Source organism: Actinoplanes sp. NPDC051470 (assembly GCF_040682035.1).
Lineage (GTDB): Bacteria > Actinomycetota > Actinomycetes > Mycobacteriales > Micromonosporaceae > Actinoplanes.
In genome coordinates, this window is the sequence record NZ_JBFBAA010000001.1 from 247,155 (window position 1) to 272,228 (window position 25,074).

Sequence of the window (25,074 nt, forward strand, 5' to 3'; positions counted from 1 at the left end):
CAAGCTAACACGGGCCGCGAGGTGGCTACGCTGTCCCGCGTGAACGGTCCTCTGTCGGTGGCGACCATCGTGGTGGCGCTGGTGTTCGCGGTCTGGTTCCTGATCCGCAGTGCCATGGACCGGGCCCCGAGCCGGCTCGACCTGTACGCCGCCCTGGCCCTCGGCGCCCTGGTGACCGTGCTCTGCCTGGTGGCCGTCGTCGGTCTCTTCGGCGGCACCCGGCCCGCCGAGGTCGCGACGTTCGTCGGCTATCTCTTCACCGCGGTGGCGTTCATGCCCACGGCGTTCGTGCTGGCCCGGATGGAGCCGACGCGGTGGGGCACTCTGATCCTGGGCGTGGCCGCGCTGGTCATGCCCGTGCTGGTGCTGCGGCTGCAGCAGATTGCGTCGGTGACCGGTGGCTGAACCGAGGACCCGCCCGCGGGACGCGGCGCTCAACTCCGGCCTGGGCCGGGTGCTGCTGCTCGTCTACGGCATCTTCGCGCTGTCCGCCAGCGCCCGCGCGCTGGTGCAGATCAGCACCCATTTCTCCGAGGCGCCGCTGGCCTACCTGCTGTCGGGCCTGGCCGGCCTGGTCTACATCGCGGCCACCGTGGGTCTGGCCGTCGGCGGCCCGCGCGGCCGGGCGCTCGCCCTGACCTCGTGCTCGATCGAGCTGCTGGGCGTGCTCGTGGTGGGCACGCTGACCATCGTCGACGCGGTGGCCTTCCCGGACGCCACGGTCTGGTCGAGGTTCGGCCAGGGCTACGGCTACGTCCCGCTGGTGCTGCCGTTCATCGGCCTGTGGTGGGTCTGGCGCCACCGCCCGGCCACCCGCTGACTCCGCAGTGGCGGCCAGGAGCGGCATCCGGTGCCCGGATGCCGCCCTGGGCTACCACGGTCAGACGATGACCTCGCGCCGGGTGTCGATGCCGGTGCCGTAGGTCGGGTCGCCGCCCCGGATGTGCACCTCGTGCCGGGTCGCCCGGGCCACGTAGAGCCGCAGGTCGGCCTCGCCCCGCAGCTCTTCGGGGTCGAACGCGCGGGCGCCGCCGGGCGGGATGGTCGCCCACGCCACCGCGACCCGGGCCGGCAGATCCTCCTCGGGCACCTCGTGCGCGCGGGCGGTCAGGTAGACCGCGCGGCCCTCACCGACGGCCGCGGTCGAGTCGTAGATGACGATCGCGACGTCGGAGCGCTCGCGGACGTTGTGCGAGTGGTGCGCGTCCGGCCCGGAGACCCAGTAGAAGTCGCGGTAGCCGTTGTGCGTGAAGTAGACGGGCGACACCCGCGGCCGCCCGTCCGGCTCGGTCGTGCCCAGCACCATGTAGCGGTTGCTGTCGATGACGTCCCGCGCCATCCCGGCCAGGTCCACGAGCGCTCTCCCTAGGTGATGATGTGCGGCACGAAGTTGCACTGGTCCTTGGTGATCAGGCCCTCCTCGCCGAGGCCCTCGCGGATGCCCATCCCGGCCGGTTCGCCGTCGATCAGCCACGAGCCGATGACCGGGTGCACGGTGCCCTCGAGCCCGTCGAAGGACGGCAGCTCGCACAACTCCTGGACGACAAAACGCCCGTCCGCCCCGTACTCGCTGGGGTTGTCGGTCGAGGTTCCGTCCTCGCGGACCAGCGTGACCGAACCGCCTTCCCGGCCCCAGATGGGTTTGCGGGCGTAGTTCTTCAGCGTGCCGGCCGCCTTGGACTCGGCGAAGTACGCCGGCAGCAGGTACTTGCCGCGCACCGGGTCGTCGCCGAACAGCTTCCACAGCACCGGCAGCAGCGCCTTGTTGCCGAGCAGCGCGGCCTTGTACGGCGGCTCGATCCACACCGTGCCCCGTTTCGAGGGGTCGGCCATGTTCCGGAAGAAGGCCTTGCCGCCCTCCTCGTTCCAGAACCACTCCCACGGGTAGAGCATGAAGATGATGTTGATCGGCTCGGCCTTGCTCTCCTGGCCCGGCGCGGGGACGAAGAGCACCCGGTCGCCGGCCACGTCCCAGCCGATCTGGCTCATCGCGATCAGCTCGACCGGATAACCGGCTTCCTCGGCCGTGGCCATCAGGTAGGCCACGTTCATCCGGTCCTCGCCGGTGGTCTCCGACGTCTCGTACGCGAAGAAGATCTTGGGCTTCTCGGGGAGCCAGGTGCGCGCCTCACGCAGCTTGTTGATGTTGCGCCGCCACGCGCCCGGGTCGGCCGGCTCGCCGTCGGCCGCCTCCCAGCCGACCAGGCGGTCGTGGATCGAGTTCCACTGCCGCCACGGGTGCTGGGTCAGGTTGGTCTGGTCGGCCCAGTGCCACTGGATGACCGACGCCTCGACCAGCGACGTCGGCGTCTGCGCGTTGAACTCGAGCAGTCGCGGCACGCTGCCGGCGCCGTTGTACCAGAGGTCGAACCGCCCGTAGATGGTCGGCGAGAAGTCCGGCGTCTCCATCGGGAAGCGCATGTCCGGATCTTTGTCGTAGTGCGTCCACGTTTCCGCGTCGCCGTCGAACCAGGTCCGGATGATCTGCTCGTGGGCGTACTCGGGGATGCCGATCCGGGCCATGAAGCAGGTCTCCGGCGTACACACCGACGTGAAGTAGCCCTGCTTGCGGCCCTCGACCGTGCGCCGCGGGCACTGCTGCACGATCCAGTCGCCCGCTTCCAGGCACATCGCGTACAGCGTGGTGGTGGCCGTCTCCAGCTCCTCGATCTCGGCCGCCGAGAAGTCGTAGTACGGCCCTTCCTGCCAGTACGAGATCATCGAGCCGTCGGGGAGCTCGGTGTCGTTGTAGGTGAGACCGAGGCTGTAGTTGGTCAGCCGCCAGCCGTCGCGGACCGGACCGTAGGGAACCCGTTTCACCTCAGCTGCCGGACTTGGAGCCGGACGATCCGGACTTGCTGGACGAGCCGCTGCCGCCCTTGCCCACCGAGCCGGTCTTGATCGTGCCGTTGCTGATCCGGCCGCTCGACGGCAGGCCGAACGACGAGCGCGCGGCCCGGTCGTTGTAGGCGAACTTGCTGCCGCCGGAGGGGAGCCGGGAACCCACCGGGTAGCCGGACCGGTAGCCCGACGAGTGCCAGATGAAGAATCCGCCCCCGCCGCCGCCGTTGCCGTCGTCGTCGCAGTGGTCCTCGTCGACGATCGTGCCGTTCTCGTCGGCGCAGTAGAAGCCCTCGTCCTGGCTGTCGTTGCCGTTGTCGCACGCGGCCGTCCCGCCTGCCGCGAGCAGGAGGAAGGTGCTGGTCAGCGACACGCTGCGGGAGGTCATCCGTCGTTTCACAGTCCGCTTCTCCACAGGTCTTTTGTAGCGCCCGAGAGCAACCGGGCGTTGAGACCTGGTCCAGATTCGCCTCGGATTCATCGCCTCGGATGTGAATCTGAAACAGGTCTACCCGCGGGGACCGCCGGCCACGTAGATCACCTGACCGGACACGAAACCGGCGCCCTCGCTGACCAGGAAGGATACGGTGTTCGCGACGTCTTCGGGGCGCCCGGCCCGGCCGACCGGAATCTGACTCACGGCGTTCTTCACGAAATCGTCCCAATCCACACCCACCCGCGCCGCGGTCGCCTGGGTCATGTCGGTCGCGATGAAACCGGGGGCGACCGCGTTGGCGGTCACCCCGAAGCGGCCCAGCTCGATCGCCAGCGTCTTGGTGAAGCCCTGCAGGCCGGCCTTGGCCGTCGCGTAGTTGGCCTGGCCGCGGTTGCCGAGCGCGGAGGTGCTGGAGAGGCTGACGATGCGGCCCCAGCCGGCGTCCACCATGTGCTTCTGCACGGCCCGGGTGAACAGGAAGGCGCCGCGCAGGTGGACGCCCATCACGGTTTCCCAGTCGTCGTCGCTCATCTTGAAGAGCAGGTTGTCGCGCAGCACCCCGGCGTTGTTGACCAGCACGGTCGGGCCGCCGAGCTCGGCGGCGACCCGCTCCACTGCCGCGGTCACCTGTGCGGCGTCGGAGACGTCGGCGCCGACCGCGACGGCCGTGCCACCGGCCTGCTTGATCGCGTCCGCGGTCTCACCGGCGGTGGCCTCGTCGAGGTCGACGACGGCCACGGTCAGCCCGTCGGCGGCCAGCTTCCGGGCCGTGGCGGCGCCGATGCCCCGCCCACCACCGGTGACGATCGCTACACGCGACATGGATGTCCTCCCAGACTCACAAGTGACGACGGAGCCGGATCCAGCGGTAGCCGTATCCCGCGATGTCCAACTTATCCAGCGCGCCGGGATCCGAGTACTCCTGATCGGCCAGCACGTCGTTGGGGGACTCCGCGTCCTCGGCGAGGCTACTCAGATCGACGACGCCAGGATTGTTGCACAGGTTGTGCACAAACACCATGGTGCCGGTCGCGTCGTCGGCGCGATGCACCAGCACGCCCTCCGGCACCGGCACGTCGACGTGCTTGCAGCTGCCGCTGCCGACCTCGGGACACTCGCGCAGGGTGCGGATCATCCGCTCGAACCACGACAGCAGCGACTGCGGGTCGTGCCGCTGGAGGGTCACGTTGACCGTCTCGAACCCGTAGTCGCCGCCGGAGATCACCGGACGGACGAGATCCTTGGGCTGGGCGGTCGAGAACCCGCCGTTGGCGAGCAGGTTCCACTGCATCGGCGTACGGATCGCATTGCGCCCGTCCTGGGCCAGGTCGTCGCCCATCCCGATCTCGTCGCCGTAACGCAGCACCGGGGTGCCGCGGAGGCTGAACTGCAACGAGTACGCCAGTTCCAGATGCCGCCGGTCGCCGCCGAGCATCGGGGCCAGCCGCCGCCGGATGCCCCGGCCGTACAGCTGCATGTTCTCGTCCGGCCCGAACTTGGCGAACACCTCGGCCCGCTGGTCGGCGGTGAGCCGGGAAAGGTCGACCTCGTCGTGGTTGCGCAGGAAGGTGGCCCACTGGCCGCCGTCCGGCAGCTTCGGGGTGTCCTGGAGCGCGTCGACGATGCCCTCCGGGTTCTCCCGGGCCAGCGCCAGCATCAGGCGGGTGTTCAGCATGAAGTCGAAGAGCATGTGGATGCGGCTGGACGAGCCGCCGGCGTCGCTGAAGAACTTGGTCAGCTCGGCCGGCTCGACGTTGGCCTCGGCCAGCAGCACCGTGTCGCCCTTGCGCCACTGCACGTGCTGGCGCAGATCGCTGAGGAAGTCGAGGTCCTTGGGCGAGTCGGGGTTGCCCGGCTCGGTCTGCTCGATGATGAACGGCACCGCGTCCATCCGGAACCCGGCCACCCCGAGCTGGAGCCAGAACGAGCAGATCTTCTTGATCTCCTCGCGTACCTCGGGATTGTTGATGTTGAGGTCGGGCTGGAACTTGTAGAAGCGGTGGTAGTACCAGAGGCCGGCCTTGCGGTCCTTGGTCCAGGTGGTCGCCTGCTCACCGGGGAAGACCATGCCCTGGTGGCGGTCGGACGGCGCGGTCTCGGACCAGACGAACCAGTCGCGGTACGGCGAATCGGGCGACTCGCGGGCCGACTGGAACCACGGGTGCTGGTCGGAGGTGTGGTTCACGACCAGGTCGATGATCACCTTGATGCCGCGGTTGCCGGCCTGGTGCAGCAGTTCGGCGAAGTCGCCCAGGTTCCCGAAGCGCGGGTCGACGTTGTAGAAGTCGGAGACGTCGTACCCGTCGTCGCGGTTGGGGGTCGGGTGGATCGGGTTGAGCCAGATGCACGTGACGCCGAGCCGGGCCAGATAATCGAGCCGGCCCATCAACCCGCGGAAGTCACCGCAGCCGTCGCCGTTCGAATCGGCGAACGTGTCCACATCGAGGCAATAGATGACGGCCTTCTCGTACCACCGGTCGCTCATGCCGCCCTTAAGTGACCGGAGCGGCCGCCCCTGAAACGCCGCGGGCGCGCAACCGCTTCTCGGCGATCGCCGCCTGCTCGCGGAGCCGGACCGACTCGGTGGCCAGCGCCTGCGCGCCACGCGCGCTGAGCCGGTAGTAGCGGCGCAGCCGGGACTGCACGATCTCTTCCCGGTCGACCTCGATCAGACCGTCGCCGCGCAGCCGGTCGAGGGCGGCGTAGAGGGTGCCGGCGCGCAGCTTGACCCGGCCACCGGTCATCGTCGCCACGTCTTCGATCACCGCGTAACCATGCTGGGGGCCGGCGGCGAGCGCGGTCAGGACCAGGAACGTGGGCTCCCGCATCGGCGTGTCGGTCATGCCGATGAGCATATACCGATGATCGGCATATCGACGATCAGAATCCTTCCAGGTTTCGTGGGTACGTTCGAGATCTATGGCGGAAACAGACCTCAGTCAGGCGGGCGGGCTCACCGGGTGGGTGGCGTCCGTGATCGAGTCACTGGGCGAGGCCGGCGTCGGCCTGCTCGTCGCCCTGGAAAATCTGATCCCGCCCATCCCCAGCGAGATCGTGCTCTCCATGGCGGGTTATCTGGCCGGCGAGGGCAGCGTCAACGTGGTGCTGGTCTGGATCGCGGCCACGGCCGGGTCGGTGATCGGCGCGCTCGCGCTCTACTGGCTCGGGTACGCGCTCGGCGAGGACCGCCTGAAACGCTGGCTGGACCACGTGCCCCTGGTCGACCTGAGCGACCTGAACAAGGCGGACCGGTGGTTCGAGCGGCACGCGAGGAGTTCGGTGCTGTTCGGCCGCTGCGCGCCGGTCGTGCGCAGCCTGGTCTCCATCCCGGCCGGCGCCAACAAGATGCCGCTGGGGATCTTCACGATGCTGACCGCGATCGGCAGCGGCGTGTGGAACCTGCTCTTCGTCGGGGGCGGCTACCTGCTGGGCTCCCGCTGGCAGCGGGTCGAGCAGTACAGCCACTGGATCGACTACGCGGTCTACGCCTTCCTGGGTGTCGCGATCGTCTGGTGGGTGACCAAGAAGGTGCGGCAACGGCGAGCGGCCGCCAGTCCGGTGGACTGACGGCCGCGGCCGGAGGCGCCTCAGAAGCCGGCGCTGATCTTGGTGAACTCCCACGGCTCCTGGTTGATGCTGGAGCAGTGCGAGACGGCGCCGGTGCTGCCGTCGGTGCACTTCCGGTCCCGGTTGACCGCCCAGAAGGTGAAGCGGGCCAGGCCCTTGCCCTTGGCGTAGTCGCGGATCCGCGTCCAGGTCTGCGGCGTGGTGATCTCGCTCTGGTCGGACACACCGTTCATGCCGGAGATGCCCATGTGCGCGTACGCCTGCTGGTCGCTCCAGCCGAACGTGGACCGGAGCTGGTTCTTCAGGCCCTCGGTGGCCCCCACGGTGGCGTTGTACATGTCGCCGCCACCGACGCCGAAGTCGAACGGCATCTGGGTGAAGATGTCGATGTTCGCGTTCTTGGCCTTGGCCTGCTGGATCAGCCGGATGCCGTGCGCGTTCGGCCCGGTCGGCGTGGTGCCGAAGGTGAGGATCGTCTTCACGTTCGGGTTGTTGCGCTTGATGATGGCCAGCGCGTCGACGATCCGGTCGGCCACCGTGTAGTTCTCGAACTCGTCGGTGTTCTCGATGTCGATGTCGATCGCGCTCAGGCCGAGCGTGTCGATCACCTTCTGGTACGCGCCGGCCAGGGCCTGCGGGGTCGAGCAGTTCGGGCCGAGCTTGTTGCCCTGCCAGCCGCCGATCGACGGGACCACGCTGCCGCCGGCCGCCTTGATCGCGCTGACCGTGGTGAAGTGCGGCGCGCTGGTCAGGCTGCCGCCGCCGTCCCACACCGGGTTGCAGCCGTTGGCCAGCACGAAGGCGATGGTGAAGGCGCGGATGTTGGTCTCACGCATGAAGCCCGAGATGTCGGTCGGCGGGCTGCCCCAGCCCGGGTAGAGGTAGGGCGCGGACGCCATCTTGGTGCCGCCGGGCGGCGGGTTGTCCGGCGGCGGCGTGGTCGGCGGGTCGGTGGGCGGCGTGGTTCCGCCGCAGACACCCTGGTCGGCCCAGACGTCCCACTGTCCACTGTGGGTGGCGGGGCTGTCGTTCTGGCTCCACCACTTGGCGCGGTAGTTGTGGCCCGACTGGGAGGCGGTGTTGCCGCCGACGTAGACCTGGGAGGCGGTCCAGGCCGGGGCGCACGCCTCGGCCGCGTTGGACGCCGCCATCGGGAGCACGGCCAGCGCCGAGCCCGCCACTGCCACGGCCGCGACCGTGAGCAGTTTGCTGCGGAGTTTCATGGGGATGGGCCCTTCGTACGGGGGGTGGTGGGCAGGACCCGTTCCACATTCGCCGCCGGCGGAACTGCCTCGAAGGCGAATGTGGAACGAGTCCTAGGGCAGGGTGTTGAGGTGGGGGCGAACGGTGTTGGCGAAGGTGTTGCCCGTCGTCATGTCCCAGTTGATCGACCAGGTCATGGCGCCGCGGATGCCCGGGTAGGTCCGCGGGGGCTTGAAGGAGCCGCAGTTGGTGGCCCTGGCGAGGCAGTCCAGCGCCTGGTTGACGACGCCGGGCGAGACGTAGCCGCCACCGGCCGCGCCCGGGCTGGCCGGGAGGCCGACCGAGACCTGGTCGGGCCGCAGCCCCTTCTCGGTCTGGATGCAGGCGAGCGCCACGATGAAGTTCACCGTGCCCTGGCCGTAGGCGGCGTTGTTGTCGCAGCCGAGCATCGCGCCGGAGTTGTAGAACTGGGTGTGGACGACGGTGAGGATGTCCTTGATGTCCAGCGCCAGCTTGAAGTACGACCCGGCCGGGTTCTGCATGTCGATGGTCTGCGGCGCCATCGTGATGATCAGGTTCGCGCCGACCCGGCTGCGGACGCTGCGCAGCGCCTGGGCCATGTAGGTCGGGTTGAGCCCGTTCTCCAGGTCGATGTCGACGCCGTCGAAGCCGTACTCGTTGATCAGGTTGACGATCGAGTTGGCGAAGGTGGTGGCCGCGCCCGCGTCGCCCACGCTGACCGTGCCACGCTCGCCGCCGACCGAGATGATCACCTTCTTGCCGCGCGAGTGCAGCGTGGCGATGTCGGCCTTGACGTTGGCGTTGGTGTAGCCGCCGAGGGCCGCGCTCAGGCCGGCGTCGACGTTGAACGACACCGCGCCCGGCGTGCCGGTGGCGTCCGCGAAGGCCACCGCGATCAGGTCGTAGCCGGCCGGCACGGCGCTCAGCCGGTACTCGTTGGCCGGGTTGTCGAAGTTGTGCCAGTAACCCGTCAGGAAGTGCTTGGGCAGCGGGTCGCCGGGGTTGCCGGGCGGCGGGTCGGTGGGCGGGTCGGTGGGCGGATCGGTCGGCGGGTCGGTCGGCGGGGTCGTTCCGCCGCCACAGGCGCCCTGGTCGGCCCAGACGTCCCACTGTCCGCTGTGGCTGGACGGGCTCTCGTTCTGGGTCCACCACTTGGCGCGGTAGTTGTGACCGTTCTGCGAGGCGAGGTTGCCGCCGACGTACACCTGCGTGGCGCTCCACGCGGGTTCACAAGCGACCGCGGCGTTCGCGGCCGAGGCCAGATAGACGGCCGAGCCGCCGGCGAGGAGCGCGGCGGCCAGACCTAGAGCGAGGGAACGGCGCATGGGGGGTGCCCCTTCCAGGATCAGAGGTCCCGTAATTATTAGGACTGTTAACTGATCCTGGCAAGAGGCACCCTTCGATATCTACCTACGGAATTGGATCCAGTTGACGTTCACGAAGTCGGCCGGCTGACCGCTGGCGAAGGTCAGGTACACGGTGTGTGCGCCCGAGACGTTGCCGACGTTGCCCGGAATCGAGGTCCAGTTCTGCCAGCCGCCGGTGTTGCCGAGGGCGAAGCTGCCGATCGGCGCGTTGCTCCGGCTGTCGACCCTGACCTCGATCAGGCCACTGACCCCGCTGCCGGCGCCGGAGGCCACCCGGGCGACGAAGTCGCGTACCCCGCCCGAGCCGAAGTTGACGTTGTTGAACTGGAGCCAGTCGCCGTTGCCGATCCAGCCGACGTCCTGACCGCCCTCGGAGCAGGTCTCGGTCTGGGTGCCGGCCGAGGCGTTGGCCGACTCGGCCTCGATCCGCGCGAACGCGTCGCGCGAACCACCCGGCGGCGGGTCGGTGGGCGGCGTCGAGCCACCGCCGCGGCTGTAGACCGCGACGTAGTCGACCAGCATCGAGCGGCCGGAGACGGTCGCCGCGGTCGGTGTGGAGGACCCCGCGACGCCGTTCGGGAAAGCGCCGCCCATGGCCACGTTGAAGAGGATGAAGTAGCCGGCGTGCGAGGTCATGTTCGACCAGTACGGCTCGCCGACCTGACTCTGCGTCACGGTGTGGGACTGCACTCCGTCGACGTACCAGCGCAGCTGATTGGGCGAGACGCTGGTGTCCCACTCGATCGAGTAGGTGTGGAAGTTGCCCTGGCAGGTGCTGTTCGGGCAGGGCCGGTTGGTGCCCAGGCCGAGCGTCTCGTTGCATGGGCCGCCCGGGTTGACGCCGCAGTGCAGGGCGTTCCAGACCGCGTTGATCCCGTTGACGTTCTCCATCACGTCGAGCTCGCCGATGCCCGGCCAGTTCTGGTAGTTGCCGCGGTAGGGCGCGCCGAGGGCCCAGAACGCCGGCCAGTAGCCGGCCGCCTCGGCGCCGGTCACGTTCGGCATCTGGAGCCGGCTCTCGATGCGCAGCACCCCGCCGGACGGGGGCTTGAAGTTGCTGCGCGTGGTCTCGATGCGGCCCGAGGTCCACTGACCGTTACTGCCCTTGATCGGCGTGATCCGCAGGTTGCCGGAGCCGTCGTGGGCCAGGTTGGCGGTCGAGTTGGTGTACGTCTGTATCTCGCCGGTGCCCCACTGCGCGGGACCGCCGGGATACGCCGTACCGGTGTCGATGATCCAGTCGGAGGAGTTCGGCAGGGTGTTCGCCGAGCCGGTGAAGTCGTCGGCCCAGACCTGCGACCAGCCGGACGGTGGCGGTGGCAGGGCGGCGTCGGCGGTCGCGGCGGCGACGAGGGAACCGGCACCGAGGGCGAGGGTGGTCGCGGCTACGGCGAGTAGCCGTCTTCTTCTACTCATGGGGATTCCTTCGGGGATGTGAGAGCGCTCTCACGGGAGTTTCAGCCGCGTTACGAGCCGTTGTCAATATGCATATGTGTCTATGCCCAGGCGTTCGGGTAACCGAGCCCGCATGAGCGACGCCACGACGATCTCCGACGAGCTGGCCGACCGGGCCGAGTCGCAGGACCTGCTGACCCTGGGGGTCGAGGAGGAATACCTGCTCGTCCACGCGACCGAGCCGCACGCCGTGGAGGCCGTCGAGGACGTCTTCGACCAGGTGCCGGACGCGATCCGGGAGTCGGTGCAGCACGAGTTCCAGCGCAGCCAGATCGAGGTGGCCAGCCCGCCCCAGCTCGCCCTGCCGGCCCTGCACGAGGCGATGCGCGGCCTCCGCGGCGGCGTGGCCGAGGCGGCCGAGCGGGCCGGCGTACGCCTGATCGCGATCGGATCCGCGCCGGCGCCCGGCGAACCGGCCCGGACCACCGACAAGCCCCGCTACGACCGGATGCGTGAGCGCTTCGGCAACCTCTCCCCCGGCCAGGGCATGAACGGCATGCACGTGCACGTCTCGGTGCCCGACCCGGAGACCGGCGTGCAGGTGCTCAACTTCCTGCGGCCGTGGCTGCCGGTGCTCCAGGCGGCCACCGCGAACTCGCCGCTCTCCGACGGCCAGGACACCGGCTACGCCAGCTGGCGCTCGATGATGTGGGAGCGCTGGCCCACCGTCGGCCCCACCCCCTACCTGCACTCCCACCAGCAGTACCTCGAGCTGGTCGAGGCGCTCGAGGCGACCGGCGCGATGCTCGACGAGGGGATGCTCTACTGGTACGCCCGGCTCTCCGCGAGCTACCCGACCGTGGAGATCCGGATGGGCGACGTCTGCCCCACCCTCGACGACGCGATGCTGCTCGCCGCGCTCACCCGCGGCCTGGTCTCGTCGTTCGTGCGCAAGGTCGGCGACGGCCTCCGCGCCCCGGACGTGCCCCAGCCGCTGCTCGCCGCCGCACACTGGCGGGCCGCGCACGACGGGCTCGAGGGCGACAACATCGACCCGGTCACCCAGCGCGTCCGGCCCGCCTGGGCGCTGATGGACGAGCTGTACGAGCTGGCCAAGCCCGAACTGGACCGGCACGGCGACCTGGACACGGTCGACGAGTTGGTGGCGCGGCTGCGCGAGCACGGCACGGGCGCGGCAAGACAACGCGCGGTGTTCGCCGCCCGGGGTAGCGTCGACGACGTGGTGAACTGGCTGGCGGCGACAACGCGCGGACGCACGTCTCCATGACGACCAAGCTCGTCGTCATCGGGGGTGACGCGGCCGGCATGTCCGCGGCGTCGCAGGCGCGCAAACTGCTCAAGGACGACCTCGACGCGGTGGTGTTCGAGCGCGGTCACTTCACGTCGTATTCGGCGTGTGGCATTCCGTACTGGATCGGCGGCGCGGTCGCGGAGCGTGACTCGCTGGTGGCCCGGACGCCGGAGCAACATCGGGCCAACGGCCTCGACGTCCGGCTCCGGCACGAGGTCGTCGGCCTCGACCTCGACCGGCGCGAGGTCGTCGCCCACGACCTCGAAGGCGGCGGCGAGGTCCGGGAGGGCTTCGACCATCTGATGTACGCGACCGGCGCGGTCCCGAAGACACCGCCGTGGGCGCTGGCTCCCGGCGTCTTCGGCGTGCAGACGCTGGACGACGGCGACGCGATCCATCGCTGGCTGTCCACGCACGAGGCCCACCACGCGGTCGTCATCGGCGGCGGCTACATCGGCGTCGAGATGGCCGAGGCGATGGTGCAGCGCGGGCTCGAAGTGACGCTGCTGGAGAAGTCGCCACAGCCGATGAAGGCCACCGTGGACCCCGACATGGGCGCGCTGGTGCACGACGCGATCGAGAAGCAGGGCATCGACGTACGCACGGACGCCCACGTGAGCGGCCTCGCCCTGCGGGACGGGCGGGTGCGTGGCGTCGTCACGCCCGAAGGCACCCTGCCGGCCGACATCGTGGTGCTCGGTCTCGGCGTACGCCCGAACACCGATCTCGCCGCCCGCGCCGGCCTCCCCCTCGGCGTGACCGGCGGGCTGATGACCGACCTGCGGATGCGGGTGCGTGGCGAGGACGGCCCGCTCGACGGGATCTGGGCGGCCGGCGACTGCGTGCAGACCATCCACCGGGTCAGCAAACGTCCCGTGCACGTGCCGCTCGGCACCCACGCCAACAAGCAGGGCCGCGTGGCCGGCATCAACATCGGCGGCGGGTACGCCACCTTCCCCGGCGTGATCGGCACGGCGGTGACCAAGGTGTGCGAGCTCGAGGTGGCCCGCACCGGCTTGTCGTCGGCCGAGGCTTCCTCCGCCGGGTACGCCTTCGTCACGGCGTCGGTCGAGTCGACCAGCCGGGCCGGCTACTACCCCGGCGCGGCGCCGATGACGATCAAGCTGATCGCCGAGAAGCGCACCGGCCTGCTGCTCGGCGCCCAGATCGTCGGGCGTTCCGAGGCCGCGAAACGCATCGACGCCCTGGCCATCGCGGTCTGGAACCGGATGACCGTCGAGGAGATGACCGCCCTCGACCTCGGCTACGCGCCGCCGTTCGCGCCGGTCTGGGACCCGGTGCTGATCGCCGCGCGCAAGGCCGCCGACGCCCTCTAGCTCTTCTGCTGATCGCCGCCGTCGCGGCCGCCGGGCCGGCCACGACCTGGATCTCCTGACACCCGTTGTACCCGTCGTGCGACGTATCAGCCGACGGACCCTGCTCACCGCCGGATCGGTCGCGGTCACCGCGGCCGCGGCCGGCCTCTACCTCCGCGAGAACCGCGGCCCGGCCCAGGTGATGCCGACCGCGCCGGCCGGCGACGAACGCCTCACCCAGGAACACTCCGAGGCCCGCGGCCGGACGGTCGACTTCTACACCGCGGTCCCCGACGGCTACGGCGACGGCCGCGGCCTGCCGGTGTGCCTGATCCTGCACGGCGGCTCGAAACGCCCGGCCGACTTCGCCGGGCTCGGGCTGGGCCGCTTCCTCACCGAGGCGGTCCAGCGCGGCGCGGCGCCGTTCGTGCTGGCCGGGGCCACCGGCGACCAGCTCGCCTGGAAGCCGCACGGCGACGACGACCCGCAACGCATGGCGCACGAGGAGATCCCCGCCTGGTGTGCGGCCCGCGACTTCGACACCACCCGGCTGGCCGCCTGGGGATGGTCCATGGGCGGCTCCGGGGCCCTGCTGCTGGCGGCGACGTTCCCGTCGTTCGTACGCGCGGTCGCCGCCTTCTCCCCCGCCGTCGCACCCGGCGACGCCGTCTTCCGGGCCGCTCCCAATCTCCGGCCGACCCCCATCGGCCTGTGGTGCGGCCGAGACGACAACCTCTACGACAACGTCCGGGCCCTGCCGGTGAGGCGCGCCGCGGGCAGCTACGGCGACGGCAACCACAACTTCGCCTACTGGAGCACGGCCATCCCCGCCGCCTTCGACTTCATCGCCGCCACCCTCAACAGCGTCTAGCATCGGCTGCCATGAATGAGGCCACGGTCCGCCTGCGTCCCGTCGATGAACGTGATCTGCCGATGCTGCAACGCTTCGCGGTCGAGCCCGGGCTGATCGGCCTGGACTGGAAAGGTTTCCGTGACCCCCGGGCCGTGGCCCGCCGCTTCGCCGAGGACGGCTTCCTCGGCCCCGACGGCGGCCGCCTGATCGTCGAACCCGGCGAGACCGTGGCGGCCGGCTACGTGACCTGGACGGCCGGGACCTTCGACGGGCTGACCCGCCACTGGGAGATCGGCATCGCCCTGCTCCCCGAGTGGCGGGGCCGGGGTTTCGGCTGGCGAGCGCAGGCCATGCTGTGCGACTACCTGTTCACCCACACGCCGGTGCAACGCATCCAGGCCGGGACCCACGCGGAGAACATCGCCGAGCAGAAGTCCTTGACGAAGGCCGGCTTCCACCTCGAGGGCGTCGTCCGTTCCTGCGAGTTCCGAGCCGGCGATTGGCGCGACGGCCACCTCTACAGCCGCCTCCGCACCGACCCGTCCCCGTGGTGAGACGGCCGGTCAACCGGCGGCCTTCGGACGCCGCGCGCCGACCGTCCGCGACTCGCTCGCCGTGTTCGTTGACCTCACCGACCTGCGCCAAACCGCTGGAACGCGGTGTGCTCCTGACTCGCGCAAACGGAATTGGACGGTCAAGGGTTACCGAGTCGCTCACAGATCGCCGATGAAGTCACAAACAATCGTTCTCGCGGATCTGGTACGTGCACGTCACCTGCCGGCTTGCCGGGCCAGGCGGGCATACGCGCTCCCTCGAAGGGGATGTCACCCCGCGGCGGTCGTTTCCGCCTCGCATTCGTCCGGCCGGCCGAACCAGTCGGACAGCCACGACCAGGCGATGTGCCCGGTCTCGGCGCGAGGCTGTCGGGCGAGCGGCCAGGCGCTGGAGATCCGCACCAGGGAACGCAGGTCGGCGGTGGTCATGTCGGCGTAGCGGTGCAGGACGGCGCCGATAGTGCCGAGGAGCCGGTCGTTCATCGGTTCGGCGGGCTCGTTCTGGTCGAGTTCGACCCGCACGCCGTCGGGGGTGGCCTGGAGGGGCTCTGCGAACAAGGGAGTGCCGGTGTCGGCGAGGTGGTGGCCGGGGTGACCACGCAGGACAACCCGGAACGGGGGCAGGGAGGGTGACCCTGCGACCAGCCCGCGTGTGGGCCACGGCGGCCGTGCGGTGAGCGTACCCATCGAATGGGTACCGTGAGGGCGTGCCTGAAGGTCACACGATTCATCGGCTCGCCGCGCGCCATCGGGAGCTTTTCGCCGGGGCGACCGTTGCCGTCTCCAGTCCGCAGGGGCGCTTCACCGCGGGGGCCGCGCTGGTCGACGGGCGGGTGTTGGAGGCGGCCGAGGCCTACGGCAAGCACTTGTTGCATCGGTATGACGGCGGGCTGTGGGTGCATGTGCATCTGGGGCTGTACGGGAAGGTCAGCGACGGGGAACTGCCCGCGCCGGCGCCGGTGGGGCAGGTGCGGATGCGGATGGGCAGTGATCGCCACTGGCTGGATCTGCGGGGGCCCACGGCGTGTGAGGTGTTCGACGAAGGGCAGGTCGGCGGGCTGATCGCGCGGCTGGGGGAAGACCCGCTGCGGGAGGGGTCCGAGAATCCGGGCAAGGTGGTGCTCGGCAGTGGGCGGCCGGTGTTCGCGCTGTTGATGGATCAGTCGATTGTGGCGGGGTGTGGGCTGATCTATGCCAATGAGGTGCTGTTCCGGGCCGGGGTCGAGCCAACGACCAAGGGGCGGGAAGTGGCGCCCGAGTTGTGGGATGCGATGTGGACGGATCTGCGCGCGCTGATGAGCGAGGGCGTGGTCAAGGGGCGGATCGACACCGTGCACCCCGCGCACACGCCGGAGGTGATGCGGCGGGCGCCGAGGGTCGATCGGCATGGCGGTGAGGTCTACGTCTATCACCGGGCGGGGCAGCCGTGCCTGGTGTGCGGGACGCCGATCGCGCGCAGCGAGCTGGCGGCGCGCAACCTCTACTGGTGTCCTAGCTGTCAGCGGCCACCGGCGGCAGCGAGGCCCCGACGGGCGGCACGCCCAGCTCGAAGTTCGCGCTGAGCCACGGCAACAGCTGGGCGTACGCCATGATCGTGTCGGGCTGGTTGAAGTCGTGTGACAGCACGATCGCGCCGGGCTTGACCGACTTCTGAACCTCGGTCACCACCCGCTTGACGTGCGCCTCGTCGTTCTCACCCTTGCCGTGTTCCCAGTCGCGCGGGTCGACCTCCCAGTAGAGCGAACGCATCCGCTCCTGGTAGGCCACCTGCACCAGGCGGTCGGAGAAGTTGCCGCCGGGCGCCCGGAAGAACGGCACCTCGGAGCCGGGCGCGGCGGCCTGGATCGCGGCGTTGGTGCGCTCGAGGTCGGCGCGGATCTGGTCGGGCTTCTTCTTGCCGATCTTCAGGTCGTGGTCCCACGTGTGGTTGCACAGCGTATGTCCCGCCGCGACGATCTGGCGGACGATCTCGGGGTGCTTCTCGACCTGCTCGCCGACCAGGCAGAACGTGGCCTTCACGTCGTACTCGGCCAGCATCGACAGGATCAGCGGCGTCTGCACCGGGTCGGGACCGTCGTCGAAGGTCAGCGCCACCGTGCGGGACCCGGTGGTGCGCAGCGACCGGTTCGGGCCGTCGCCGGGCGGCACCTCGACGAGCGGCGCCTCCGAGGACGGGGGCGCGCTCTGTGGCGGGGTGACCGGCTGCTTGGCCCCGGGGGCGCCGCCGGGCGGCTTGGCCTTGGCCGGCTGGTCGTGCTGTTCGGGCCGGCCCGGCTTGGCGCCGCCCGCGTCGGGGGCCGCGCCGCCGGTCTGTGGCGTGCGGGCCGCCTGCTCGGCCACCGTCGACCGGCCGGCGACGGTCACCGGATCGCTTGGGCTCGCGGTTCGCGCGACCGGGATCATCACCAGCGTCAGGCCGACCGCGACCAGGCCGGCCAGCAGCGCCTGCTGCTTCGGCCGACCGGCCAGCACCCACGCCTCGAGCGGCAGCGTGCCCGGCGCGCGGTGGGAGCCCATGACCGGCCGCTCACCGTCGGCGTCGCGGGTGGTCAGCGACCGCACGGTGATCGAGAACGGGTCGCCCGGGCGCACATGGCGGCCGCGTCGCCGGCGCTTCGGCCCCGAGGTCGTCTCGGTGGCCGCACGCGTCGTGGGCCGGCGCGGCATGGTGTCGGCCAGCGTCTCGGGCCGCCGGTGCCGACCGCCGGGCTCACCATCGAGCGAGTGTCTGGGCAGGTGGGTAGCCGCCATTTGGGGGGATGGCGTCGGCAGCATCCGTAATGACTACCGTGCCCCCTGGCCAGCCGCCATACCGCATCGGTGATCATCGACTCACCGCGCGTGATCTTCCCCGGTCAGAGCCCTACCCTTCAAACCCATTTAATGGTTACGCACGACTTAAATCGACCGTGGCCCACGCGCAAGGCAGTCGGCGGTCACCCCCTTTGCCCCCGTTCCAGGTTGTCCCGGGTGGTCACCCGCGACCACTGTCGATCGCAGGATGAAGCCGTCCTCCAGGCGGAAGCCCTGCCGATAGGACAGTTCCGCCACATGCGTGTCGCACCAGGCGCAACCCTCGCACCGCTCCGAGGCCGGGGCCCCCACATGGAGTAGTAAGGCCATCAGCCCGGTGGCGGCCCACCCATCCGGACCGGTCAGCGTGAGCGTGGCGTCCACCTCGACCATCGGCAGGCGGCACCGGGCCGCGGCCGCGCCGCCGATCTCGCGCATCGTCTCGCGGGGCCCGAAGCCGGGCCGGCCTGCGCGCGAGAAACGTCGGCCAGGGGCACCGATCCGGGTGGCCGGATCCGCACAGACCGAAGCCGACGCCGGTCAGCACCAAGGCGGGCAGCCGATCGGTCAGGTAGCCGGCGGTCAGCAAGAACGTCTCCGCAGCGCCAGGCCCGACGATCAGCAACCGGCGAACCTGCGGCCACCGCCCCGGGCTGTCGCTTCTCAGGCCGCGGTCGAAAATCGGCCGCGGCGCCGCCACCTCCCCCACCCCTGTCATGGGTGGGTGGAACGTAGCGCGGCGGTACGACGATTTCGGCCCGTCGTCCACAGGGGAGTGCCGCTGTGGATAACAGGCCCCTGGTCGACCGGGTGCGAGTGCGATCGCGCGGGTGTCGCGGGGATACGGCAGCGCCGGCCCGATGACGCCCCACGGCGCGATCAGAGGTGTCTTGGCCGACCACCGCCAGCCCTGAGCCGGCCAGAACAGATCTCGACGACCGTGACGGTGCCGACGTGGACCCGCCGACCGGCCCGTACCGCCCACCACGAACGGCCGGCTCGATCAGAATCGCGCGGATCTCGAGCTCCAGCGACTGGCCGTAAACGTCGGCGCGGGGCGTGAGGCGCGAGCGTTAAGCGCGAGCGTGAAACACGAGCGTGAAACACGAGCGGGTGTGGAGCTTGGTCGAACACGTCGATCAGGTGGTGAGAGTCGAGGGCAGGGACGTTGACCACCCGGGACAACCCGGCGGGTGGGCAGGGAGGGTGACCATCGACTGGCCGGCGGGTGGGCCACGGCGGGGTTGGGCCCGGCGTACCGGAAAAGGGCTTTGGATCTGAAGAACCGAGAGCTATCTGAAGAACCGAGGGGCTGAGGAAGCGGCGCGGGGTGAGGTTTTGACCTTGGGGCTGGGGGGTGGGGCAGGATGGGGGCCATGGGTGGGTCGGTGGCGTTTGTGCTTGGGGGCGGGGGTGTGCTCGGCGCCGTTGAGGTGGGGATGTTGCGGGCGCTGTTCCGGGGTGGGTTTCGGCCTGATGTGGTGGTCGGGACGTCGATCGGGGCGGTGAACGGGGCGCTGGTCGCGGCCGAACCCAGTGAAGGGTCGACGGATCGGCTGGTGCGGCTGTGGACGTCGCCGGAGGCCGCGGCCGTCTATGGGGATTCGATCGGGCGGCAGATGCGGCGGTTCGCGGCCCGGACCCATCTGCACTCGCCGCTGCCGCTGCGCAAGCTGCTGGAGAGTGAGCTCGGCGAGAACTCGGTGTTCGCCGACCTGAAGATCCCGTTCCGGTGCTGCGCCGCCAGCATCGAGCGGGCCGCCGAACACTGGTTCGACAGTGGGCCGCTGGTCGACGCCGTGCTGGCCTCGTCGGCCGTGCCGGGGCTGCTGCCGCCGATGGAGTTGAACGGCGAACACTTCGTGGACGGCGGCATCGTCAACTCGGTCCCGATCGGTGAGGCCGTGCGGGTCGGGGCCAAGCTGATCTTCGTCCTTCAGGTGGGGCGGATCGAGCGCCCGCTGGCCGTGCCGAAACGGCCGTGGGAGGTGGCTCAGGTGGCGTTCGAGATCGCGCGGCGACACCGGTTCGCGCGTGAGGTTGCGGCGCTGCCCGACGATGTGGCCGTGCATGTGCTGCCGACCGGCGGCGGGGAGAGCCGGGACGACTCGCCCTGGGCCTACCGTGACATGGCCGCCGTCGGGCGCCGGATCAGCCGGGCCTACACGGCGTCGCGCCGCTACCTGGACGAGCACCTGACCGCGGGCGGCGACTGATGCCGCCGATCTGGGTTCGCCGCGTGGTCTTCGCGCCGGTCCTGGTCGTGGTCGCCGTCGCGCTGCTGGCCACGCTGCCGATCTGGCTGATCGTGGCGCTGGCCCTGTCACCGTTCATGCCGGGGCATCTGCGGGTGCCGCGGCTGGTCTGGCTGGCCGTCGTCTACGTGGTGTGGGATGCGGCCGCCCTGGTGACCCTGTTCGTGCTCTGGGTGGCGTCCGGCTTCGGCGCGGCCATCCGCTCACCGGGCTTCCAGCGCGCCCACTACGCGGTGACCGGCGCCTTCCTGCGGTTCCTGTTCTGGATCGCGCGCTGGTCGCTGCACCTGAAGGTGGACGTGGTCGGCACCGACCCGGACACCGCGCTGCCGGGCCGGCCGGAGATCGTGGCCAGCCGGCACGCGGGGCCGGGCGACTCGTTCATCCTGATCCACGCCCTGGTCAACTGGTTCGCCCGCGAGCCACGGATCGTGCTGAAGGCGACCCTGCAGTGGGACCCAGCCGTCGACGTGCTGCTGAACCGGCTGCCCAACCGCTTCATCCTGCCCGGCAAGGTCGCCTCGGACACGCTGGAGCAGGAGGTCGGCGCGCTGGCCGACGGGCTGGACGACAACGACGCGTTCGTGATCTTCCCGGAAGGCGGCAACTTCACGCCGCGGCGGCGGGTCCGGGCGATCGAGCGGCTGCGCGCCCGCGGCCTGCCCGACCTGGCCGAGCGGGCCGAGGACCTGCGACACCTGCTGCCGCCGAAGCCGGGCGGGCTGCTCGCCGCGATCGACGCCGCCCCCGACTCCGGTGTTGTCTTCGTCGCGCACACCGGACTCGACCGGATGGTCACCGTCGCCGACATCTGGCGTGAGCTGCCCATGGACAAGAAGCTGGTGATGCGCTTCTGGAGCGTGCCGCCGGAGGAGATCCCGGCGACCGAGCAGGAGCGCATCACCTGGCTGTACGACTGGTGGGCGAGGATCGACGAGTGGATCAGTGCGAACCAGCCGTCGCCCCTCGCCTACCGCTACTTGCCACCCAAGGTCGAGTAGAGGTCGGCCGGGGCCTCGACGACCTCGGCGGCGGCCGGCTTCAGCTCGGGCACGGTCACGCCGTAGTCGGTGTAGAGCACCTCGAGCGGCTCCACCTGCTGGCCGTTGACCGCCGGCAGCTGGATGGTCAGCGCGGACAGCCGGCCCTGCTCGTCCAGCCCGGCCGTGAACGGCACCTTCTGCGCCGTCGAGCCGTACTTCTGGATGGTCAGCTGGTCGACGCCGGCCAGCCCGCTCGCCTTGGTCAGGTCGAGTGTGCCCTTGAACTCACGCGGCGAGGACTGCGTCACGTCGGTGGTCGAGGACAGCAGCTGGGCGGTGTTGGCCGGGTCGATCTGGCCCGGCTTGAGGCCCAGGTTGGCGCCCTCGGGCAGCCGGGACATGTCGATCCGGGTCCAGGTGCCGGCCTTGGTCACGCCGGGGACCTGCACGTACAGATCCTGCCCGATCAGCCGGGTCTGCACCGTGATCTCGGTGTTGCTGCCGGTCGCCTTCATCTCGGCCGAGGCCTTGCCGCCGGGTGCGTCCATCTGGCCGGTCAGCTTGAAGCCCGGCCCCGAGGTCATGGTGACCTTGAAGCTGGTGTTGCCGAGAGCGGCCGTGGCCTGGCCGAGGGCCTGGGCGGCGGCCGGGTCGGCGGCGGTGGACGCGCTCCCGGTCGGCGTGGACGAAGAAGGTGTGCCGGGGTCCGTGGGGCTCGCCGGATCACATCCCGCCACGAGTGCGGTGGCGGCCAAAAGAGCCAGCACGGATCGGGTCCGCATATCGGTCCTCCCCAGGAATGCCGGCGTCCGTTTGACACCGGCGCGGCACGGATGTGCCCAAAACGGCGGCGGAACAAACGAGCCCCGATTTCGCCTGCTCGCAGGCAGGCGGCATGATGGCCCGAGGTAATCGCGCGCGCCCAGGGAGTCATCAGTGAGATTCGAGGTCAGCAAGGTCCTCGACGCCATCGAGGCCCGGCTCACCACCGACCCGGCGCTGGCCCGCGCCGTGGTCGATCTGTCCGAGGTGGTCCGGTACGCCGATCTCGACGGCGGCCGTCCCGCCAGCATGCTGCGACTCGGCCTGGTCATCGACGCGCTCGGCCGGCACGTGGCCGAGGAGAGCGTCCCGGTGTACGCGGTGGCGCCGCGCGGCCTGCTCTCCGACGCCGACCTCACGTCGAACGAGCGCATGGTGATCCGCCGCTGGGCCGACGACGGCGTCATCGAGGTGGTGCCCGAGATGGGCGACCGGGTGCTCGAGGTGGCCGAGCTGATCGGCCTGCCGGTGCTCACCCGCAACCGCGCCGAGCAGTTCCGCGACCGTCGCCCGTGGGTCGACGAGCCGGGCCGGCTGCTGGCCGCGGTGCCCGGCGCCGGTGGCCCGGTGCTGGTGGCCCGGGTCGGCCGCGGCGAGATCCCGGCCGTCGGCGAGCCGTCCCCGATGGGCGCGAAGCTGCTGGCCCGGGTGTGGCGCTGCGCCGAGCCGAACTGTTCCAACTTCGGCGGCGGCGACTCGGACAGCCCGTTCGCCGACATGCGCAAGACGGCCAACCCGGTGGCCCAGCCGCCGCCGGCGATCAAGGCGGGCGCCCCGTCCTGCCCGCGGCACGGCACCCGGCTCACCGACGCCGGCCCGCGCCCGCGGGTCGAGGTGCTCTCGGTCCGCATCGACGACGTCAACCGGCGCCGGTTCGTGGTCGCCGACGGCCAGCCGGTCGTGGTCGGCCGCGCCCCCGACGGCAACGACGGCGTGATGCTCGGCCAGTGGCTGACCGAGGACGCCCGCAAGTGGATCAGCCGCGGCCACGCCAAGTTCTCCCTGAACGGCGAGGACCTGACCGTCCAGGACGTCTCCACCAACGGCACCGGCGTGCGGCCCGGCGGGTCGGGGGACGACGACGACCGGGTCACCCTGGCCCGCGATGAGGTGCGGGTGCTGGCCCCCGATGATGTCGTCGAGCTCTACGCCGGTGTCAACGTGGGCCGGGCCAAGCTGTGGGCGAACGGCGGCGTGAGCCAGCCGACCTCGGTCATGTCCGACGCGCCGACCATGGCCATCCGCAAGTTCGAGCGCTAGAGAATCTCGCGCATCTTCGCCAGCGCGAGGTCGATCTCCGCCTCGGTGATCACCAGCGGCGGCGCGAGGCGGATGGTCGAGCCGTGGGTGTCCTTCACCAGGACACCCTTGGCCGCGAGCCGCTCGCACGCCTCACGCCCGGTCATCAGGGCCGGGTCGATGTCGACGCCGGCCCAGAGCCCGCGGCCGCGCACGGCGACGACCCCGGTCAGCGCGGCCAGGCCCTCGTGCAGGCGGCGGCCGAGCCGCTCCGACCGCTCCTGGAACTCGCCGGTCCCCAGCAGCTTGACCACCTCGGCGCCGACCGCGCAGGCCAGCGGGTTGCCGCCGAACGTGGAGCCGTGTTCGCCCGGCTTCAGCACACCCAGCACGTCCCGGTTCGCGGCCACCGCCGACACCGGCACGATGCCGCCGCCCAGCGCCTTGCCCAGCACGTACATGTCGGGCACGACGTCCTCGTGCTCGATCGCGAAGGTGCGGCCGGTGCGGCCCAGCCCGGACTGGATCTCGTCGGCGATCATCAGCACGTTGCGGTCGGTGCAGGCCGCGCGTACGCCGGCCAGGTAGCCGGCCGGCGGCACGAGCACGCCGGCCTCGCCCTGGATCGGCTCCAGCAGCACGGCCACGGTGTGGTCGTCGATCGCCGCGGTCAGCGCGTCCAGGTCGCCGTAGGGCACGATCGTGAAGCCCGGCGTGTACGGCCCGAAGTCGTCCCGCGCGTCGGCGTCGGTCGAGAAGCTGACGATCGTCGTCGTCCGCCCGTGGAAGTTGTTCTCGGCCACGATGATGTTCGCCCGGCCGTCGGGCACGCCCTTGACCTGGTAACCCCACTTGCGGGCCACCTTGATCGCGGTCTCCACCGCCTCGGCCCCGGTGTTCATCGGCAGCACCAGGTCTTTGCCGCACAGCTCGGCCAGCCCGCGGCAGAAGCCGGCGAACCGGTCGTGCACGAAGGCGCGGCTGGTCAGCGTGACCCGATCGAGCTGGGCGTGCGCGGCGGCGATCAGCCCCGGGTGGCGGTGGCCGAAGTTCAGGGCCGAGTAGCCGGCCAGGAAGTCGAGGTAGCGGCGGCCGTCGACGTCGGTGACCCAGGCGCCCTCGGCCTCGGCGATCACCACGGGCAGCGGGTGGTAGTTGTGGGCGGTCCAGCGCTCGGCGTCGGCGAGCTCCCCCGGCGTACGCAGATCCACTGTCGTCATCCGAACCTCCAAGAGTGCGGCGCCTCGAACCGCGCGCTCCGGAGACGGCGGGTGGCCATGACCGCAACGGTATGCGGGAAACCCCGGCCGGCGCCGCAGATCAACCTTGCTCGCCACGATCAGTTCATTGCGTTGCCGCCCATGCGACCAGCGATTCATTGCGCGGAAGGGCCGACACCCCGCATCGGGTGTCGGCCCTGTCCAGTCTTTCCAGCGCATCGCCGGAACATTTCGGGGCGGGTCCGGCCAAGGCCGTCCCGGTTCCGTAATGGTGCTATACCCCTAGAAACGGTTAACAAACTGTGCGTCAAGCCACTCGCGAGCGGTATTGACAGGCTGCATGTCGGTGCCGAGCCAGCTGAGCGAGCCGGTCAGGGCGAGGATGCCGACGACGATCGCGGCCAGCGACAGCACCATGCCGAGCAGGGCGTCGGACTTGCCGGCGACGTGCCGGCGGCCGGTGGCGTGGATGCCGCTCAGCGAGAGCATCAGGGCGAGCACGGCGACGCCGAGGCCGTAGCCCAGCAGCGGGCCGGAGAGCACCAGGAGCGCGCCGACGACGCCCAGGACCAGGCCGAGCGTGGCCAGCAGGCTGGCGCGGGGCTTGGGACCGGCCGGAGCGACCCGGTCCTCGCGTACGCGATCTTGTTCGAGCGTGGTGGCCGTGGTGTCGCTGTCGGTGGTGGTCGTCGTGTCGCGGGGCGCGACCTTGGCCCGGCCACCGTCCTGCTCACGTGTCGCCGCCCCGCCCGGCGTCCGGAAGTGGCGGGTGGTGGTCTCGTCGGGCTTGGCCACCGTGCTCGTGCCGGCGGCGGGCCGCTCTTCGGTCGGTGTATCGGTAGCGGACTGGCGGGAGAACGTAGGGAGCCTCATCGTCAGCACACCTCCTCAGCGAGT

Annotated in this window: 25 protein-coding genes; 11 read left to right on the forward strand and 14 right to left on the reverse strand. The window is 70.5% G+C overall.

What is annotated here, in order from left to right:
* Positions 1-39 precede the first annotated feature (39 nt).
* Complete coding sequence (locus tag AB0M54_RS01185) at positions 40-405, forward strand: hypothetical protein (RefSeq protein ID WP_364314697.1); 366 nt, start codon at positions 40-42, stop codon at positions 403-405.
* Positions 398-820, forward strand: coding sequence for a hypothetical protein (locus AB0M54_RS01190; RefSeq protein WP_364468471.1), 423 nt, complete (start codon positions 398-400; stop codon positions 818-820). Before AB0M54_RS01185 ends, AB0M54_RS01190 begins: the two co-directional genes overlap by 8 nt.
* A gap of 60 nt (positions 821-880) precedes the next feature.
* Here the strand turns inward: AB0M54_RS01190 and AB0M54_RS01195 are convergent, their stop codons facing one another.
* From AB0M54_RS01195 to AB0M54_RS01220, 6 genes are all read right to left on the reverse strand, one after another.
* A complete protein-coding gene (locus AB0M54_RS01195) occupies positions 881-1,354 on the reverse strand; it encodes a pyridoxamine 5'-phosphate oxidase family protein (protein WP_364314693.1) in 474 nt (157 codons plus the stop codon).
* Between the two features lie 11 nt (positions 1,355-1,365).
* Positions 1,366-2,820 (reverse strand): glutathionylspermidine synthase family protein, encoded by a 1,455-nt coding sequence (locus AB0M54_RS01200; protein ID WP_364314691.1) that lies wholly within the window; start codon positions 2,818-2,820, stop codon positions 1,366-1,368.
* A 1-nt stretch (position 2,821) separates the two neighbouring features.
* Positions 2,822-3,241, reverse strand: coding sequence for a hypothetical protein (locus tag AB0M54_RS01205; protein ID WP_364468473.1), 420 nt, complete (start codon positions 3,239-3,241; stop codon positions 2,822-2,824).
* A gap of 108 nt (positions 3,242-3,349) precedes the next feature.
* Positions 3,350-4,099, reverse strand: coding sequence for a 3-oxoacyl-ACP reductase FabG (gene fabG / locus AB0M54_RS01210; protein ID WP_364314686.1), 750 nt, complete (start codon positions 4,097-4,099; stop codon positions 3,350-3,352).
* Between the two features lie 16 nt (positions 4,100-4,115).
* Complete coding sequence (locus AB0M54_RS01215; protein ID WP_364314683.1) at positions 4,116-5,762, reverse strand: alpha-amylase family protein; 1,647 nt, start codon at positions 5,760-5,762, stop codon at positions 4,116-4,118.
* Between the two features lie 7 nt (positions 5,763-5,769).
* Positions 5,770-6,120 carry a PadR family transcriptional regulator gene (locus AB0M54_RS01220; RefSeq protein WP_364314680.1) on the reverse strand — a complete coding sequence of 117 codons (351 nt, stop codon included), beginning with the start codon at positions 6,118-6,120 and terminating at the stop codon, positions 5,770-5,772.
* A 76-nt stretch (positions 6,121-6,196) separates the two neighbouring features.
* Between AB0M54_RS01220 and AB0M54_RS01225 the strand changes: the two genes are divergently transcribed.
* Complete coding sequence (locus tag AB0M54_RS01225; RefSeq protein WP_364314677.1) at positions 6,197-6,844, forward strand: DedA family protein; 648 nt, start codon at positions 6,197-6,199, stop codon at positions 6,842-6,844.
* 20 nt (positions 6,845-6,864) lie between these two features.
* Here the strand turns inward: AB0M54_RS01225 and AB0M54_RS01230 are convergent, their stop codons facing one another.
* The 3 genes from AB0M54_RS01230 to AB0M54_RS01240 all read right to left on the reverse strand — a co-directional run bounded on the left by AB0M54_RS01230 (position 6,865) and on the right by AB0M54_RS01240 (position 10,851).
* Positions 6,865-8,067 (reverse strand): chitinase, encoded by a 1,203-nt coding sequence (locus AB0M54_RS01230; RefSeq protein WP_364468475.1) that lies wholly within the window; start codon positions 8,065-8,067, stop codon positions 6,865-6,867.
* A gap of 93 nt (positions 8,068-8,160) precedes the next feature.
* A complete protein-coding gene (locus tag AB0M54_RS01235) occupies positions 8,161-9,393 on the reverse strand; it encodes a glycosyl hydrolase family 18 protein (protein ID WP_364468477.1) in 1,233 nt (410 codons plus the stop codon).
* A gap of 81 nt (positions 9,394-9,474) precedes the next feature.
* Positions 9,475-10,851, reverse strand: coding sequence for a carbohydrate-binding protein (locus AB0M54_RS01240; RefSeq protein WP_364468479.1), 1,377 nt, complete (start codon positions 10,849-10,851; stop codon positions 9,475-9,477).
* Between the two features lie 112 nt (positions 10,852-10,963).
* Here AB0M54_RS01240 and AB0M54_RS01245 point away from each other — a divergent pair, with 112 nt between their 5' ends.
* The 4 genes from AB0M54_RS01245 (at position 10,964) to AB0M54_RS01260 (ending at position 14,865) form a co-directional block, all read left to right on the forward strand.
* The gene (locus AB0M54_RS01245) at positions 10,964-12,118 is read left to right on the forward strand and encodes a glutamate--cysteine ligase (RefSeq protein WP_364468481.1); all 1,155 of its coding nucleotides are present in this window, start codon (positions 10,964-10,966) and stop codon (positions 12,116-12,118) included.
* Entirely contained in the window at positions 12,115-13,479 is a 1,365-nt protein-coding gene (locus AB0M54_RS01250; RefSeq protein ID WP_364468483.1) for an FAD-dependent oxidoreductase, read from the forward strand. The genes AB0M54_RS01245 and AB0M54_RS01250 overlap by 4 nt, the downstream gene beginning before the upstream one ends.
* Positions 13,480-13,555: 76 nt before the next feature.
* The gene (locus AB0M54_RS01255; RefSeq protein WP_364468485.1) at positions 13,556-14,329 is read left to right on the forward strand and encodes an alpha/beta hydrolase-fold protein; all 774 of its coding nucleotides are present in this window, start codon (positions 13,556-13,558) and stop codon (positions 14,327-14,329) included.
* Positions 14,330-14,340: 11 nt separating this feature from the next.
* Complete coding sequence (locus tag AB0M54_RS01260; RefSeq protein WP_364314659.1) at positions 14,341-14,865, forward strand: GNAT family protein; 525 nt, start codon at positions 14,341-14,343, stop codon at positions 14,863-14,865.
* A gap of 270 nt (positions 14,866-15,135) precedes the next feature.
* Here the strand turns inward: AB0M54_RS01260 and AB0M54_RS01265 are convergent, their stop codons facing one another.
* Positions 15,136-15,423 carry a hypothetical protein gene (locus AB0M54_RS01265; protein WP_364468486.1) on the reverse strand — a complete coding sequence of 96 codons (288 nt, stop codon included), beginning with the start codon at positions 15,421-15,423 and terminating at the stop codon, positions 15,136-15,138.
* A gap of 149 nt (positions 15,424-15,572) precedes the next feature.
* Between AB0M54_RS01265 and AB0M54_RS01270 the strand changes: the two genes are divergently transcribed.
* The gene (locus AB0M54_RS01270; RefSeq protein WP_364468488.1) at positions 15,573-16,427 is read left to right on the forward strand and encodes a DNA-formamidopyrimidine glycosylase family protein; all 855 of its coding nucleotides are present in this window, start codon (positions 15,573-15,575) and stop codon (positions 16,425-16,427) included.
* On the opposite strand, the gene AB0M54_RS01275 is transcribed toward AB0M54_RS01270, so the two are convergent.
* A complete protein-coding gene (locus AB0M54_RS01275; protein WP_364468490.1) occupies positions 16,357-17,616 on the reverse strand; it encodes a polysaccharide deacetylase family protein in 1,260 nt (419 codons plus the stop codon). The genes AB0M54_RS01270 and AB0M54_RS01275 overlap by 71 nt on opposite strands.
* Before the next feature lie 1,418 nt (positions 17,617-19,034).
* Between AB0M54_RS01275 and AB0M54_RS01280 the strand changes: the two genes are divergently transcribed.
* Positions 19,035-19,874 carry a patatin-like phospholipase family protein gene (locus tag AB0M54_RS01280; RefSeq protein WP_364314649.1) on the forward strand — a complete coding sequence of 280 codons (840 nt, stop codon included), beginning with the start codon at positions 19,035-19,037 and terminating at the stop codon, positions 19,872-19,874.
* Positions 19,874-20,914 (forward strand): 1-acyl-sn-glycerol-3-phosphate acyltransferase, encoded by a 1,041-nt coding sequence (locus tag AB0M54_RS01285; protein ID WP_364314647.1) that lies wholly within the window; start codon positions 19,874-19,876, stop codon positions 20,912-20,914. Before AB0M54_RS01280 ends, AB0M54_RS01285 begins: the two co-directional genes overlap by 1 nt.
* Here the strand turns inward: AB0M54_RS01285 and AB0M54_RS01290 are convergent.
* Positions 20,890-21,678 (reverse strand): hypothetical protein, encoded by a 789-nt coding sequence (locus tag AB0M54_RS01290; RefSeq protein WP_364468491.1) that lies wholly within the window; start codon positions 21,676-21,678, stop codon positions 20,890-20,892. The two genes, AB0M54_RS01285 and AB0M54_RS01290, sit on opposite strands and share 25 nt — an antisense overlap.
* A gap of 154 nt (positions 21,679-21,832) precedes the next feature.
* On the opposite strand from AB0M54_RS01290, the gene AB0M54_RS01295 reads away from it, so the two are divergent.
* Positions 21,833-22,978, forward strand: coding sequence for an FHA domain-containing protein (locus AB0M54_RS01295; protein ID WP_364314643.1), 1,146 nt, complete (start codon positions 21,833-21,835; stop codon positions 22,976-22,978).
* Here the strand turns inward: AB0M54_RS01295 and rocD are convergent.
* The gene (rocD, locus tag AB0M54_RS01300; RefSeq protein WP_364468493.1) at positions 22,975-24,177 is read right to left on the reverse strand and encodes an ornithine--oxo-acid transaminase; all 1,203 of its coding nucleotides are present in this window, start codon (positions 24,175-24,177) and stop codon (positions 22,975-22,977) included. The genes AB0M54_RS01295 and rocD overlap by 4 nt on opposite strands.
* A gap of 282 nt (positions 24,178-24,459) precedes the next feature.
* The gene (locus AB0M54_RS01305) at positions 24,460-25,050 is read right to left on the reverse strand and encodes a hypothetical protein (protein WP_364468495.1); all 591 of its coding nucleotides are present in this window, start codon (positions 25,048-25,050) and stop codon (positions 24,460-24,462) included.
* Positions 25,051-25,074: the final 24 nt, after the last annotated feature.